At 72.9% G+C, this 14,668-nt stretch carries 13 protein-coding genes; 10 read left to right on the top strand and 3 right to left on the bottom strand.

The window, feature by feature from the left end; all coding sequences use genetic code 11:
* A complete protein-coding gene (locus PH203_RS01445; RefSeq protein ID WP_289915135.1) occupies window positions 1–1,458 on the bottom strand; it encodes an aldehyde dehydrogenase in 1,458 nt (485 codons plus the stop codon).
* Window positions 1,459–1,652: 194 nt separating this feature from the next.
* Here PH203_RS01445 and PH203_RS01440 point away from each other — a divergent pair, with 194 nt between their 5' ends.
* Both PH203_RS01440 and PH203_RS01435 read left to right on the top strand, forming a co-directional pair.
* The gene (locus PH203_RS01440; protein WP_289915133.1) at window positions 1,653–2,690 is read left to right on the top strand and encodes an MBL fold metallo-hydrolase; all 1,038 of its coding nucleotides are present in this window, start codon (window positions 1,653–1,655) and stop codon (window positions 2,688–2,690) included.
* Window positions 2,691–2,731: 41 nt separating this feature from the next.
* Window positions 2,732–3,196: a nuclear transport factor 2 family protein gene (locus PH203_RS01435; RefSeq protein WP_289915131.1), complete on the top strand. Its 465-nt coding sequence runs from the start codon at window positions 2,732–2,734 to the stop codon at window positions 3,194–3,196.
* Here the strand turns inward: PH203_RS01435 and PH203_RS01430 are convergent.
* Window positions 3,172–5,271 (bottom strand): NB-ARC domain-containing protein, encoded by a 2,100-nt coding sequence (locus tag PH203_RS01430; protein ID WP_289915129.1) that lies wholly within the window; start codon window positions 5,269–5,271, stop codon window positions 3,172–3,174. The two genes, PH203_RS01435 and PH203_RS01430, sit on opposite strands and share 25 nt — an antisense overlap.
* A gap of 110 nt (window positions 5,272–5,381) precedes the next feature.
* On the bottom strand, window positions 5,382–6,026 hold the full coding sequence (locus PH203_RS01425; RefSeq protein ID WP_289915127.1) for a phosphotransferase: 645 nt from the start codon (window positions 6,024–6,026) through the stop codon (window positions 5,382–5,384).
* Window positions 6,027–6,356: 330 nt separating this feature from the next.
* On the opposite strand from PH203_RS01425, the gene PH203_RS01420 reads away from it, so the two are divergent.
* The 8 genes from PH203_RS01420 to PH203_RS01385 all read left to right on the top strand — a co-directional run bounded on the left by PH203_RS01420 (window position 6,357) and on the right by PH203_RS01385 (window position 14,623).
* Complete coding sequence (locus PH203_RS01420) at window positions 6,357–7,565, top strand: prenyltransferase/squalene oxidase repeat-containing protein (RefSeq protein WP_289915123.1); 1,209 nt, start codon at window positions 6,357–6,359, stop codon at window positions 7,563–7,565.
* Window positions 7,562–8,239: an SCO2322 family protein gene (locus PH203_RS01415; RefSeq protein ID WP_289915121.1), complete on the top strand. Its 678-nt coding sequence runs from the start codon at window positions 7,562–7,564 to the stop codon at window positions 8,237–8,239. Before PH203_RS01420 ends, PH203_RS01415 begins: the two co-directional genes overlap by 4 nt.
* Window positions 8,240–8,369: 130 nt before the next feature.
* The gene (locus PH203_RS01410) at window positions 8,370–9,551 is read left to right on the top strand and encodes an energy-coupling factor transporter transmembrane component T (RefSeq protein WP_289915120.1); all 1,182 of its coding nucleotides are present in this window, start codon (window positions 8,370–8,372) and stop codon (window positions 9,549–9,551) included.
* Window positions 9,548–11,398: an ABC transporter ATP-binding protein gene (locus PH203_RS01405; RefSeq protein ID WP_289915118.1), complete on the top strand. Its 1,851-nt coding sequence runs from the start codon at window positions 9,548–9,550 to the stop codon at window positions 11,396–11,398. Before PH203_RS01410 ends, PH203_RS01405 begins: the two co-directional genes overlap by 4 nt.
* Window positions 11,395–12,258 carry an ECF transporter S component gene (locus tag PH203_RS01400; protein WP_289915116.1) on the top strand — a complete coding sequence of 288 codons (864 nt, stop codon included), beginning with the start codon at window positions 11,395–11,397 and terminating at the stop codon, window positions 12,256–12,258. Before PH203_RS01405 ends, PH203_RS01400 begins: the two co-directional genes overlap by 4 nt.
* Window positions 12,259–12,566: 308 nt before the next feature.
* The gene (locus tag PH203_RS01395; protein WP_289915114.1) at window positions 12,567–12,986 is read left to right on the top strand and encodes a transglycosylase SLT domain-containing protein; all 420 of its coding nucleotides are present in this window, start codon (window positions 12,567–12,569) and stop codon (window positions 12,984–12,986) included.
* Between the two features lie 99 nt (window positions 12,987–13,085).
* A complete protein-coding gene (locus PH203_RS01390; RefSeq protein ID WP_289915112.1) occupies window positions 13,086–13,769 on the top strand; it encodes a YoaK family protein in 684 nt (227 codons plus the stop codon).
* A 59-nt stretch (window positions 13,770–13,828) separates the two neighbouring features.
* Complete coding sequence (locus tag PH203_RS01385; protein WP_289915111.1) at window positions 13,829–14,623, top strand: hypothetical protein; 795 nt, start codon at window positions 13,829–13,831, stop codon at window positions 14,621–14,623.
* Window positions 14,624–14,668: the final 45 nt, after the last annotated feature.

The following is a 14,668-nucleotide window of genomic DNA, read 5'->3' as shown; positions in this document are numbered from 1 at the left end:
TCAGCCCTCCCAGCCGGCCGGCAGATGGATCATCTTGTGTTCCAGGAACTCGCCGTAGCCCTCCGGGCCGAACTCCCGGCCCAGGCCCGAGTTCTTGTAGCCGCCGAACGGGCCGAGCATGTCGAGGCTGAAGGTGTTGACGTTGTACGTGCCCGTACGCACCCCGCGCGCGAACTCGATGCCGTGCTCCACGTCCGCCGTCCAGACACTGCCCGACAGACCGTAGTCCGAGTCGTTCGCGATCTTCAGGGCCTCGTCCTCGTCGCCGTACGGCAGCAGGCAGATCACCGGGCCGAAGATCTCCTCGCGGGCGATCCGCATGGAGTTGTCGACGTCGCCGAAGAGGGTCGGCTCGACGTACCAGCCGCGGTCCAGGCCCGGCGGGCGCCCGCCGCCGGTGAGGATCTTCGCGCCCTCCTCCTGGCCGATGCGGATGTAGTCGAGGTTGCGGCGTTGCTGGCGCTGCGCCACCAGCGGGCCCACCTGTGTCGCCGGGTCCAGTGGGTCGCCGACGACCAGCGCGCTCGCCGCGGCGGCGAAGGCGTCCGCGAACTCGTCGTAGCGGGAGCGCGGGAGAAGGATGCGGGTCTGGGCCACGCAGGCCTGGCCGTTGTTCATCCAGGCAGCGGACACGATGCCGGGGACGGAGGTCTCGATGTCCGCGTCCGGCAGGACCACGGCCGCGGACTTGCCGCCCAACTCCAGTGTCACGCGCGTCAGATGGCGTGACGCCACCTCCATCACGCGCTTGCCCGCGGCCACCGAGCCCGTGAACGACACCTTGTCCACGCCCGGGTGCCCGACCAGGTACTCGCTGACCTCACGGTCGGCGGGGAGGATCGACAGCACGCCCTCCGGCAGCCCCGCCTCCTTGGTGATCTCCGCGAGGAGATAGGCGTCCAGCGGCGACTCGGGCGACGGCTTCAGTATCACCGTGCAGCCGGTGAGCAGTGCGGGCGCGAGCTTGGCGGCGGCGACGAACTGCGGGACGTTCCACGGGACCACGGCCGCGACCACGCCCACCGGCTCGCGCCGGACGAGGATCTTGCCGAGGACGCCGTCGCGCTGCTCCTCGTAGGTGTAGTCCCGTGCGACCGTGATCGCCGCGTCCCACACCATCATCGCGCCGAGCGCCTGCGCGAGGACGCTCCAGGAGTACGGCGAGCCGTTCTCGGAGGAGATCACGCGGGCCAGCTCCTCGTGCCGGGCGAGGATGCCGTCCTTGATCCGGGAGACGACATCGATGCGCTCGTCGAGCGTCATCCGCGGCCAGGGCCCCTGCTCGAACGCCTGCCGCGCCACCGCGACGGCCCGGTCGACGTCCTCCCGCGCCGCGTGCGGCACGCGTCCGATGACCTCCTCGGTGTGCGGGGAGACGACCTCGATGACGTCCTTTCCCAGGGGGTCGGTCAACTCCCCGCCGATGAACAGCTGTCCGTGTTCCACGAGCTCGGTCATGGCGACTGCCTCCCCGGGAGCTGACTCTGACGGTTCATCAGATACCGGAACTGATACCAGTTCTATTCGGAGGAGTCCACAGGTCGGAGGAGTCCACCGGGCGGGAAGGGAGGAGACGGATGACTTGGGCTCCCATCGAAACCCGTTCTAGTTATAGTGGGCCTCGGCCGCGAGGACGCGGGGACGGGGGACCCATGACACAGCTCGTACCACAGGTCACCGACCACGGCGGTGGCGTCCGCTCCATCCAGGTGCCCATCCCCGACAACCCCTTGGGCTACACGCTCGTGTACGTCGTCGACACCGACCGGGGTCCGGTGCTGGTCGACACGGGGTGGGACGACCCGCAGTCCTGGGACACCCTCACCGCGGGCCTGTCGGCGCTGGGGACGGCGGCCGGCGAGATCCACGGCGTGGTGATCACCCACCACCACCCCGACCACCACGGTCTGTCCGGCAAGGTCAGGGAGGCCTCCGGCGCCTGGATCGCGATGCACGAGGCGGACTCGGCGATCGTCCGCCGCACCCGTGAGACCGACCTGGGCCGCTGGCTGTCGTACATGGCGGCCAAGCTCACGGCGGCCGGCGCGCCGGAGGCCCATGTGGCCCCGATGCGCACGCCCCGCCCCCTCCGGCTCCCCGGCTTCTCCCCCGCCGTCCCCGACCGCGAGATCGTCCCCGGCGAACTCCTCGCCCTCCCGGGCCGCCGCCTGCGCGCGATCTGGACGCCGGGCCACACCCCCGGCCACGTCTGCCTGCACCTGGAGGAGGAACACCCCTCCCGACTCCCGGGCCACGGCCGCCTGTTCTCCGGCGACCATCTGCTCCCCGAGATCACCCCGCACATCGGCCTGTACGAGGATCCCGACGACGCCACGGTCACCGACCCCCTCGGCGACTACCTCGACTCCCTCGAACGCGTCGGCCGCCTCACCCCCGCCGAGGTGCTCCCCGCCCACCAGCACGTCTTCACCGACGCGGCCGCGCGCGTACGGGAGTTGCTCGCCCACCACGAGGAACGGCTCACCGGTCTCCTGGGGTTGCTCGTCGAACCGCTCACCCCGTGGCAGCTCGCCGAGCGCATGGAGTGGAACCGCCCCTGGGAGCAGATCCCCTACGGATCGAGGAACATCGCGGTGTCCGAGGCGGAGGCCCATCTGCGGCGGCTGGTGAAGCTGGGGCGGGCGGAGGCGGTGGCGGGGAGCGAGCCGGTGGCGTACGTGGCGGTGTGAATCCGGTGGCGTCCCGGGGCCGGTGGTTGGTACCAACGACCATGGACCCCTTGCAGCAACTCCTCGCCGAGCGCGCCTGCGAGCGCCTCGTCGTCGACTTCGTCCACCGGCTCGACATCGGCGACCCCGGCTCCGTGGCCGAGCTGTTCACCGAGGACGGCTCGTGGGAGTGGCCCGCACCGGGTGACGGACGGCGCTGCGACGGACGGGCGGCGATCCGGGCGTACTTCGGGTCGCGCCCCGGCGACCGGCTGTCGCGGCGGGTCATGTCCAACGTCCTGGTCACGGTCACTTCATCCGATACGGCGACGGCGACCTCGTACTTCACGACGTACCGCGTCGACGGATACACCGGTGGAATCGTCCCGCCGGGACCACCGGTGCAGGTCGGGCACTACGAGGACACCTTCCGCCGGTCGCCCGACGGGACATGGCTGCTGGCGTCGCGGGCGCTGCATCTGCCGTTCGGCGGGCCGACGCCTCAGGTGTCCGCCGCGAGCGCGTAGTCGAGACCCTCGTCGTAGGACATGGCGAGGCCTTCGGCGTAGGCCTGCTCGAAGGCCTCGTCGCCGAGGCGGGCGCGGAGGGCGCGTTCGCGCTCCTGGCGGGCCGCGATCAGCGTGGCCAGACTGAACTGCTCACGGCCGAGCGGCTCCCAGGCACGCCTGGTGACGCCATGCAGCCGGGTCGCCCGCAACACGTCACCGTCCTCGACCCCGGCCTCCGCGGCCGCCAGGATGTCGATGCAGAAGGCGATCCCGGCCGTGTTGTGCATCAGGCGGTGTCCCGACACCGCGGCACGGGCGTTGTCCAGGGCGGCCTCGGCCCGGCCCTGTGCGAGGTCGGCCCTGGCGACGACCCCGATCGCGAAGGCCCCGGTCCAGCGCTCACCGCACCGCGCGCTCTGCTCCTGGACCTCGATGGCCACCCGTCGCGCGTCCTCGAACTCGCCGCGCAGCATGTGGGTGATGGCCGCCGTCAGACGTGCCTGGAGCTGGGCTGAACCGCGCCAGTCCGACATCAGGGGCGCGGGCACCACCGTCTCCAACCGGCAGAGCGTCTCCTCCAGTTGGCCCATCATGATCAGCTGCGCGTGGCCGGGGTAGGTGGCGGCCTCGGTCGCGGCCGGGTCGTCCAGTTGGCGTACGACGGCGGCGCAGCGGTCCGCCCATGAGCGTGCGGCGGCCGCGTCTCCCTGGTTCACCGCCACGGTCGCCCGCGCCCACACGGCCCTGAGCAGCGGCTCGCCCAGTTCGTGTTCGGTGGCGAGCACCAGATCGAGGCAGCGCTGGGCGTCGCGCATCAGGCCGCAGTGCCGCCACAGGAAGCCGATGGTGCCCGCCATCTCCAGCGCCACCCGGCCGTCCGGTTCGGCCAGAGCGCCGTCCATCGCCGCCCGCAGGTTCGCCTGCTCGGCGAAGATCCTTTCGCACCAGGCCACTTGACGTCCGGTGTTCCAGTCGGAGCAGGCCTCCCGCGCGAACCGCCGGTAGTGCTCCCGGTGCCGCAGCCGTACGGCCTCCTCCTCGCCCAGCCCGCGCAGCCAGTCGGCGCCGTACTCACGCACCGTGTCCAGCAGCCGGAAGCGCTCCGCGTCGGTGGGATGGCGCAGCACGACGGACTGCCGCACCAGGCGCAACAGCACATCCTCCACCTGGTCGGCCGGCAGTGGACCGCCCGAGCACACCCAGGTCGCGGCGCCCGTCGTGAACGTGCCGGCGAACACCGACAGCCGCGCCCACAGCAGCCGCTCCAGCGGTGCGCACAGTTCGTTGCTCCAGCCGATGGTGGTGCGCAGGGTCCAGTGCCGGGGCGCCCCCGTCCCGCCCTCGGACGTGAGCAGATCGAAGCGGGAGCACAGCCGGTCGCCGAGCACCTGGTGCAGCTTGTCCAGGGAGTACGACTCCAGCCGTGCGGCGGCGAGTTCGATGGCCAGCGGAATACCGTCGAGGGCCCGGCAGATGTCGGTGACCCGCTGCCGGTTGCCGCCCTCGACGACGAATCCGGTGCGGACGCTCATGGCCCGCTGGGCGAACAGGGCCTCGGCCTCGGCCAGTTCGCCCTTCCCGTCCCCCACCGGCAGCGGGCCGACGTCCACGACCCGCTCCCCGGGCAGCCCCAGCACCTCGCGGCTGGTGGCCAGTATCCGCACTCCGGGTGCCGCCGCGAGGAGGTCCGCCACCAGCGTCACACAGCCCCCCAGCACCGGCTCGCAGGAGTCCAGGACGAGCAGCAGCCGCTTGTCCCGCGCCCAGGCACACAGCGCCTCGGCAGCCGAGCCCGTCGTCTGGTCGGCGAGTCCCAGCGCCTCCATCACCGCCAGCGGCACCTGTCCCCCGCTCCGCAGCCAGGACAGCTCCACCAGCCGGACCCCGTCGGGATACATCCACCTCGCCCGCTCCGCCGCCTGCCGCGCGAGCCGCGTCTTGCCGACGCCGCCCACCCCGACGAGCGTCACCAGGCGTCCCCGGCCGTTCTCCAACTCCTCGGCCAGCAAGGCGAGTTCACGCCGCCGTCCGACGAAGCCGCGGGGATCGGGCGGCAGGTTCCCTGGGCCGTGCACGGCCTTCTCGGTGGGCACGGCACCAGTGTGATCGCCGGGTCGGGGGACCCGCCACGTGCGACCGGTCGAGATCGAAGGAGCACCGGGATCGACCGATTCACGGCACCCCGGGACACGTTCCGATCGCCTCACTTAAGGGAGCGGACCAACTCCTCCGCCACCCCCAGGAGTTCGACCTCCCGGCGGCTCATGGTCGGGTTGGCGGCCCGCCGTCGCCGCGCCTCGGCCAGACCCGTCCCGGTGAGGTGCGAGGGGTCGGCGAGGAGCGCGGCCAGCATGGTGCGCGCGGGCCCGGCGAACGGCCCGTCGTCCACGGCGACCTGGGCGAGGATCAACGCCGAGATCCCCCAGTCGAGACCGGGGTCGCCCTCCTCGGCGTTGGCCCAGTCGATGACGTACGGCCCGTCCGGGGTGAGCATGACATTGTCGGGGTGCAGATCCAGATGGACGACGCGCCCCGGGACGGCATGCAGCCGTACGAGCAGTTCGGCGACGATGGCGCCCGCCCGCTCCGCCCCGATCTCCCCGGCGCCGAACGCCGCCAGCATCGTCGGCCCGTGCAGCCGTTCCATCACCAGCTCGGTGCGCGAGGAGTCCTCGATGCGCACCTTCGGCACCGGGTACCCGTGCCCCCGCACCCGCTCCATGACGGCGGCCTCGGCGAGGGCGTCGCTGTAGGTGTCCCGGGCCCGCCGCAGCACCCACTCGTCGTCGATCTCGTACACGTCGGACGCCCGCCCCGAGCCGATCAGTCTCCCCGTGGTGATCCCCATGCCGCCGAACCTACCGGGCGCACGGCCACCCCTCAGGGCGTTCGTTACGGGCCGGTAGAGTGGCCGGGTCGTCATCACACCCGTACGGGGGGAAGCCGGTGCAAATCCGGCGCTGACCCTCCCCCAGTGCCTTAAGGGCCTGGGAGGTACCCCCATCGTGAGCCGCCTCCCCCGCGAGCCGGCGAGCCGGATCGCCCCGCGCGGTACTTGTGACCGGCTCGCGCGCACCGGCAACCGGCCGGTGCGGGGCACCGTCGAGGTATACGGAGCCGAGCCGCCGGGGTGTCCCGCGCTGCCCGGCTCCCTTTCAGGGAGAGGCACCCGCCGATCATGAACGTCCGCCGCAGCGCCGCGGTCCTGGCCGCCACCGCAGTGATCGGCACGGCCACGCCGGCCGTGGCCGCGAGCCCCGCTCCGTCGCCGTCGGTGGCGATACCGGACGGGCTGTACGGGAAGGCCGACCCGGCGTTCGACGGGGTGTGGCGGCAGTCGCTGGCGCTGATCGCACAGCACCGGGCGGATGTGGAACCGGCCGCCGAGGCGGTCGACTGGCTGGTGGGACAGCAGTGCGCCGACGGGGCGTTCGCGGCGTTCCGCGCCGATACCGGCAAGGCGTGCGACGCGAAGACGCAGGTCGACACCAACAGCACCGCCGCCGCCCTCCAGGCCCTGGCCGCGGTCGGCGGGCACGACATCGAGATCAGCAAGGCGCGGACCTGGCTGAGGTCCGTGCAGAACAAGGACGGCGGCTGGGGCTACACGCCCGGCGGGGCCAGCGACGCCAACTCGACGTCCGTGGTGATCGGTGCGCTCAACGCCCTGGGCGGCTACCCCGCCTCGCACGTCAGCAAGTACGGCAAGTCGCCCTTCGACGCCCTGCTGGACCTGTCCCTGCCGTGCGCCCAGGGCGGCGCCTTCGCCTACCAGCCGGACAAGAAGGGCAAGCTGGCGGCCAACGCGGACGCGACGGCGGCGGCTGTCGTCGGCGCGATGGGCATGGGCATGCTGACGGCGCAGGCCGAGGACGGGACGAAGGGCGGCTGCACGGACAGCGCGAACCCCGAGCAGGCCGCGGCCAACGGCGGCGGCGCCTACCTGGCGCGGGCGGTGCGGAAGGACGGCTACCTCAAGTCCTCGCTCCCCGGCTCCGAGGACCAGCCCGACTACGGCAACACCGCGGACGCGGTGGTCGCCCTCGCCGTACAGGGCGGAGAGAAGGCGGCGCAGAAGCCCCTGCGCTGGCTGGAGAAGAACTCCGCCGCCTGGGCGCGGCAGAGCGGCCCCGCGGCCTACGCCCAGCTGATCATCGCCGCCGATGTGGCGGGCGCCGACCCCCGTGACTTCGGCGGCGCCGACCTCGTCGAGCAGCTCAACGCGACGGGACCGGCGCCGAAGAAGGCCGCCGCCGAGGAACCGGCCGCGAAGGACGGCGACGACGGTTCCGGCAACGCCGTCTGGTGGACCGTGCTCGCCGGTCTCGCCGCGGGCGCCGGCGTCGGCATCCTCCTCAGCGGCCGCAGGAAGAGGCAGCAGCCGTGAAGCACCGCCGCGCCGCAGCCCTCCTCCTGGCCGCGTTCCTCCTGACGGCCCTGGCCCCGTGGTCCGCCCAGGCCGCCGGATACCGCTACTGGTCCTTCTGGGACCGCACGGGCTCCGCCTGGATCTACGCCACCCAGGGCCCCGCCACCGTCGTCCCCTCCGACGGCGACCTCCAGGGCTTCCGCTTCGCGGTCAGCGAGGACACGTCGGACGCGACGAAGCCACGCGGCACGGCGTCCTTCGAGACGATCTGCGCCAAGACACCGGCGGCGGACGGCCGGAAGCGGGTGGCCCTGGTCATCGACTTCGGCACGTCCTCGGACGCCCCGTCCGGCGAGACCCCGCCCGCCCCGCGCACGGCCTGCGCCCTCGTCGCCGAGGACGCGACGACGGCGGAGGCCCTGGCGGCGGTGGCCAAACCCCTGCGCTACGACACCAACGCCCTGCTGTGCGCCATCGCCGGATACCCGGAGACGGGGTGCGGGGAGCAGGTGGCGTCAGGGGAGAAGACGACCGGCGAGACGTCGACGGGCGAGCGGTCGACGGGAGCGGCGAGGACGGAGCCCGACCCGGACGGAGGCCCGTCGGTGGGCCTGCTCGCGGGCACGGCGGCGGTGGCGGCACTGGGCGCGGCGGCGATGTGGCAGGCGAGGCGGCGCAGGAATGCGCGATGAACCGGAGCAGCCCGGCCCGGGGGCGGGCGTGCCGTCGAGGACGGCAAGGGGAGGCGCAGTCGTGCCGCCGAGTACCGAACAGACAGACGCAGGCGTGCCGCCGAGGACGGTACGGGCAGGCGGCGCAGGCATGCCTCCGAGGGCAGAACGGACAGGCGCAGTCGGCACCCGGCCGGCGTCGGCGAGCGCCCCGCCCCCCGCCCAGCCGCAGCCCCTGCCCCACCACCACCAGGCACCTCTGCAGCGCACCCTGCACCCCGGCGCCTGGTGGCTGTGGGCCCTCTCCCTCGGTATCGCGGCCACCCGCACCACCAACCCCCTCCTCCTCGCCCTCCTCATCGCCACCTCCGCCTATGTGGTGGTCACCTGCCGCCCGGACGCCCCCTGGTCCCGCTCCTACTCCGCCTTCGTCAAACTCGCCCTCGCCGTCCTCCTCATCCGCCTCACCTTCGCGATCACCCTCGGCTCCCCCCTCCCCGGCACCCATGTGATCGTCATCCTCCCCGAACTCCCCCTCCCCGACTGGGCGCAGGGCATCCGCCTGGGCGGCAAGGTGACCGCGGAAACCCTCACCTTCGCGTTCTACGACGGCCTGAAGCTGGCCACGCTCCTCATCTGCGTGGGCGGGGCGAACGCCCTCGCCAACCCCAGCCGCCTCCTCAAATCCCTCCCCGGCGCCCTGTACGAGATGGGCGTGGCGGTCGTCGTGGCCCTCACCTTCGCCCCCAGCCTCATCGCCGACGTCCAACGGCTGCGCGCCGCCCGCCGTCTGCGAGGCCGCCCGGACAACGGAATCCGCGGCCTCCTCCAGGTCGCCCTCCCCGTCCTGGAGGGCGCCCTCGAACGCTCCATCGCCCTCGCCGCTGCGATGGACGCCCGCGGATACGGCCGCACCGCCGACGTCCCGCGCGGAGTCCGCCGTACGACGACGGCTCTCACCCTCGGTGGCCTGCTGGGCATCTGCGGCGGAACATACGGCCTGCTCACCGCCGAGGGAGCCGCGTACGGCATGCCCGTCCTCCTCGCCGGAGCGGCCGCCGCCCTGGCAGGCCTGCGCCTCGGGGGCCGCCGCACCCCTCGCACCCGCTACCGCCCGGACCCGTGGGGCACGCGCGCGTGGCTGGTCACCGCTTCCGGCGCGACGGTGGCGGCGGCACTGGCGGTCGCGGCCACCCGCGACCCGGCCGCCCTGAACCCGGGCGTGATCCCCCTGGTCGCCCCCACCCTCCCCCTGTGGCCCGCGGCGGCGATCCTCCTCGGCCTGCTCCCCGCCTTCATCGCACCCAACGTCCCGCACAAGGAGCCGTCGTGATCCGCTTCGAGGATGTCTCCGTGACGTACGACGGAGCGTCCGAACCCGCCGTCAGGGGTGTGGACCTCGACGTCCCGGAAGGCGAACTGGTCCTCCTGGTGGGCCCGTCCGGCACCGGCAAGTCGACGATCCTCAACTCCGTCTGCGGGCTGGTCCCCCACTTCACCGGCGGCACCCTGCGCGGCCGCGTCACGGTGGCCGGCCGGGACACCCGTACCCACAGACCACGTGAACTCGCGGACGTGGTGGGCACCGTGGGCCAGGACCCGCTCGCCCACTTCGTCACGGACACGGTCGAGGACGAGCTCGCCTACGGCATGGAGTCGCTGGGTCTGGCACCGGACGTGATGCGCCGCCGGGTGGAGGAGACCCTGGATCTCCTGGGCCTGACAGCCCTCCGCACCCGCTCCATCACCACCCTCTCCGGCGGCCAGCAGCAACGCGTGGCGATCGGCTCGGTCCTCACCCCGCACCCCAGGGTCCTCGTCCTCGACGAACCGACCTCGGCCCTGGACCCCGCCGCCGCGGAGGAGGTCCTCGCCGTCCTCCAACGTCTGGTCCACGACCTGGGCACCACGGTCCTCATGGCCGAGCACCGTCTGGAGCGAGTGATCCAGTACGCCGACCAGGTAGCCCTGTTGCCGGCCGAGGGCTCGGCCCCGGTCCTCGGCACCCCGGCCGAGATCATGGCCGTGTCCCCGGTGTACCCGCCGGTGGTGGACCTGGGCAGACTGGCGGGCTGGTCCCCCCTGCCGCTGACGATCCGCGACGCGCGGCGCCGGGCGGCGGACCTGCGGGAACGCTTGGCGGACCCGGCCGGCAGCCATCCGCGCCCCACCGACACGACCGCCGGCTCGACCGCCGACACGACCGCCGGCTCGACCTCCAAAGAGCCCGCGGACCACCGTGCCCCTGAGCAGGCAGCACCCCGCAACACATCCGGCCTGCGGGCGGCCACGCGGCCAGGGGAGGCTGCCGACACCCCCGAGGGAGGCGGCACCCCGCCGGTCCGGGCGAGCGACCCCGCCCCCACCGGCCGTCGCCTCTTCTTCCTCCGCAAGCGCCCCACCCCGGCTCCTCCAGCCCCCGCGTCCCCCGTCCCCGCCGAGGTCCAGGCCCTCTCGGTCCGCCGGGACCGGGTCCAAGCCCTCCGCGACATCACCCTCACCGTCACCCCGGGCGAGACCATCGCCCTGATGGGCCGCAACGGCGCGGGCAAGTCCACCCTCCTCAACACGCTCGTGGGCCTGGTGGAACCCACCGCCGGCACAGTCCGGGTCGCCGGACGGACCCCCCACCGCACACCCCCGAAGACCCTCGTGCACCACGTGGGCCTGGTCCCCCAGGAACCCCGAGACCTCCTCTACACGGACACGGTCGCCGCGGAGTGCGAGGCCGCCGACGCCGACGCGGGCGCGTCCCCCGGCACCTGCCGCACCCTCGTCACCGCCCTCCTCCCCGGCGTGACGGACGACACCCACCCCCGCGATCTCTCCGAGGGCCAGCGTCTGGCCCTCGCCCTGGCCGTCGTACTCACCGCCAGTCCGCCCCTGCTCCTCCTCGACGAGCCCACCCGCGGGCTGGACTACGCGGCGAAGTCCCGCCTCATCAGGCTCCTCCGGGAACTGGCCGCCGAAGGCCACGCCATCGTCCTGGCCACCCATGACGTGGAACTGGCCGCCGAGATCGCCCATCGCGTGATCCTCCTCGCGGACGGCGAAGTGATCGCGGACGGCCCCGCCGCGGACGTGGTCGTCGCCTCCCCCTCCTTCGCCCCGCAGGTCAGCAAGATCCTGGCCCCGCAGAAGTGGCTGACGGTGGCGCAAGTGAGGCAGGCCCTCCGATGACCCCACCGAACAGCACCCCGCGCCCCCGCACCCGAATCCCCCAGGCCCGCCCCCACCCCCGCACCCGAGCCGTCCGCCTGGGCCCCCGCTCCGTCACCGCCCTGGCCCTGGTCAGCGTCACCGGCGTCGTCGCCTTCACCTGGCCCTTCCTCGCCCCGCCCACCTCCCAGACAGCCGCCCACAGCAAGGACGCGCCCTGGCTCTTCGCGGCCCTCCTGGTCCTGCTCGTGGCGGTGGTGGCCGCGGCGATCGCGGAGTCCGGCATGGACTCGAAGGCGGTGGCGATGATGGGCGTACTGGCCGCCACGGGTGCCGCACTGCGCCCCATCGGCGCAGGCACCGCGGGTATCGAGCCGATGTTCTTCCTGATGGTGCTGAGCGGCCGCGTCCTGGGCCCCGGCTTCGGCTTCGCCCTCGGCTCGACGACGATGTTCGCGTCGGCGCTGCTGACGGGCGGGGTGGGGCCGTGGATGCCGTTCCAGATGATGGCGATGGGCTGGTTCACGATGGGCGCGGGCCTGCTGCCGGGCCGGAATCTGCGCGGCCGGGCGGAGGTGCGCCTGCTCGCCCTGTACGGCTTCCTGGCCGCCTTCGCCTACGGCACCGCGACGAACCTCGCCGGCTGGCCCTTCATGGGCGCCCTGGCCTCGAACATCGCCTTCGACCCGGCGGCGCCGGCCCCCGAGAACCTGGCCCGCTTCGTCGCGTACTGCCTGGCCACCTCCCTCGGCTGGGACCTGGGGCGCGCGCTGTGCACGGTCGTGCTGACCTTCCTGCTCGGTCCGGCGGTACTGAGGGGGCTACGCAGAGCCACCCGCCGGGCGGCGTTCGAGACCGCGGTCACATTCGAGGCTCGTTGACCGGTGAACCGTCCCACATGACCCACATCACTCACTATGCGCCCTAGTAGTGCATTTCGGACGCCATGCCCATGTCATAACAGCCTCTGACCTGCGCATTGAGAGCCAGGTCACAACAGCCCCCGCCGCCCCGGATGCGACCACAACTAGTAAAAGGGGGCATTGCGGACGCCCTCCGAGCCTGCTTCTCTGGACGACGTCGCAAGGCGCCGACCCGCCCCACGGGCCTCGGCGCCAACGCATGTCGGAGCCGCTCACCGCGACCACGACATACGGGCGATCCCCTGTCCCCGAAGAAAAGGTTCTCCGTGTCCGTCTCCCGCATCGTTCGCCGCATCGCTTCTCCCAAGAAGGCCGTCACCACCCTCGCGATGGCCGCCGCCACCGCAGGTCTGGTGCTGACCGCGGCGCCCGCTCAGGCGGCCACCACCGACTCCGTCGCCGAGGCCAAGGCCATCGCGCGCCAGATGATCCCGAACACCGCTCAGTACAACGCCTTCAGCAAGATCGTCGAGCACGAGAGCGGCTGGGACGTCGACGCCACCAACGCCTCCTCCGGCGCCTACGGCCTGGTCCAGGCCCTCCCCGGCTCCAAGATGGCCTCCGCCGGCGCCGACTGGAAGACCAGCGCCGAGACCCAGATCGAGTGGGGCCTGAACTACATGAACGAGCGCTACGGCAGCCCGACCGGCGCGTGGTCCTTCTGGCAGGCCAACGGCTGGTACTGAGCCGACCGGCACTGACACACGACGGCGGCGCCCCTCTCGGAGAGGGGCGCCGCCGTCGTCGTACACCCGCCCCTCACCCTCCCGTGTTCCACTGACCCGGTGAGCACACAGACCGAGGCCGGTGCGTCCGGCCCGTCCACCCCAAAGGAGCGCGGCCTGCGCCTGGTGCCGGTGCTGCTCGTGCTGACCGCGGTCAGCGGGATGATCGACGCCGTCAGCTATCTCGGCCTCGGGCATGTCTTCACCGCGAACATGACCGGCAACGTGGTGGTCCTGGGCTTCGCGGCGACCGGCGCGCCCGGCTTCTCCGTCCCGCACACGCTGACCTCACTGGGCTGCTTCGTGACCGGCGCGGCGGCCGGCGGACGGGTCGCCGCACGCCTCGCCGGCGGTCCGCGCCGGACCTGGGCCCGGCTCACCCTCGCCACGGAGGCCACCTTGCTGACCGCGTCCGCCGTGGTCGCCTTCGCCGCCCCGGACGCCACCGCCACCGTCTACGCGCTCATCGCGGTCACGGCCCTCGCGATGGGCTTCCGCAACGCCACCGTGCGCAGGCTCGGCGTCCCCGACCTCACCACCACGGTCCTGACCATGACCCTGACGGGCCTCGCCGCCGACGGCCCGGGCACCCGCTCCGTCCGCCGCACGGCGGCGGTCGCCGCGATGGTCGCGGGCGCCGCGCTCGGGGCATGGCTGGTACGCGACCACGGGCTGGGCCTCCCGCTGCTGGTCGCGGCCGTAGTGGTGGGGCTGCTGGCGGTGCTGACCTCGGGACGCGAGTAGCGATCAGGGACCGGTAATTCGGTTGCGGGGCGAACGGCGGGCGATGGAACGTTCGTACGATGTCCCGCGAACTGCTCCCCTACGACCTCGCCTGGTCCGACGTCGACCCCCGCACCCACCCCTTCGATCCCGCCGCCGCACTCGACGTCGTCCGGGGGCTGGACGCGGCGAGCCGGGTGCCGGTGCGGCCCTTCGGCAGGCGCTCGTCCGATCCCGACGAGCGGCGCGAGGAGTACGCGAGGCTCTGCTCCTGGTCCCACACCGAGGGCTGGGACTGGGCCAGGGCCATGACCGCGGACCTCATCGCGCGGTACGGCCCCTGGAGCACCGGCTGGCGCTGGGCGCACGACGAGGGCGACCTCGGCGGTGGACCCGTGGGCCTCTGGTGCTGCACCCTGCACTCGATCGGCACACCGGAGGAGACCCTGGAGCGGGTCGCCGGCGCGCTGTGCGAGTGGCGGGAGTGGCTGGAGTACCTGGCCCGGCGGTTCGACGCCTACCCGCTGGACGCCCCGGACGCCGAGGACCGCCGCGACACGTGGGAGCGCGCCACCCACCACCTGATCCTCCAGGTCCTGGACCGCACCGGCTCCGGGGACGCCTGGTACGGCCACTGCCGGCAGGTCCTGACCTGGTTCCTCACCCGCTGGGACGTGGACCGCCGGACCGCCGACGCCCTGGTCGAGGAGGCGATCGGCGGCCGTTTCGCGAGCTGGACCGCACCGGAGGGGAAACTGGTCCACGAGGTGGCGGAGCAGCTCGCCACCTCCCTGGAGCCGGACGCCGAGCCCCCGGCCGCGGTCGAGCGGTACCGGTACACGTCCGCGCACCTCCAGTCCTACCTGGACGAGTGACCGGGCCGCAGCGACGAGACGACACACGACCGACGAGGCGCCCCA

Source organism: Streptomyces sp. S.PB5 (assembly GCF_030403745.1).
Lineage (GTDB): Bacteria > Actinomycetota > Actinomycetes > Streptomycetales > Streptomycetaceae > Streptomyces.
Note: the sequence above shows the minus strand (reverse complement) of the source record. Positions and strands in the feature narration are given on the sequence as shown.

Bases quoted from the DNA above. Each gene is read 5' to 3' on its own strand.
- PH203_RS01435 (WP_289915131.1), top strand. From the start codon at position 2,732: ATGGACCCCTTGCAGCAACTCCTCGCCGAGCGCGCCTGCGAGCGCCTC.
- PH203_RS01420 (WP_289915123.1), top strand. From the start codon at position 6,357: ATGAACGTCCGCCGCAGCGCCGCGGTCCTGGCCGCCACCGCAGTGATC.
- PH203_RS01440 (WP_289915133.1), top strand. From the start codon at position 1,653: ATGACACAGCTCGTACCACAGGTCACCGACCACGGCGGTGGCGTCCGC.
- PH203_RS01400 (WP_289915116.1), top strand. From the start codon at position 11,395: ATGACCCCACCGAACAGCACCCCGCGCCCCCGCACCCGAATCCCCCAG.
- PH203_RS01410 (WP_289915120.1), top strand. From the start codon at position 8,370: ATGCCTCCGAGGGCAGAACGGACAGGCGCAGTCGGCACCCGGCCGGCG.
- PH203_RS01385 (WP_289915111.1), top strand. From the start codon at position 13,829: ATGTCCCGCGAACTGCTCCCCTACGACCTCGCCTGGTCCGACGTCGAC.
- PH203_RS01425 (WP_289915127.1), bottom strand. From the start codon at position 6,026: ATGGGGATCACCACGGGGAGACTGATCGGCTCGGGGCGGGCGTCCGAC.
- PH203_RS01445 (WP_289915135.1), bottom strand. From the start codon at position 1,458: ATGACCGAGCTCGTGGAACACGGACAGCTGTTCATCGGCGGGGAGTTG.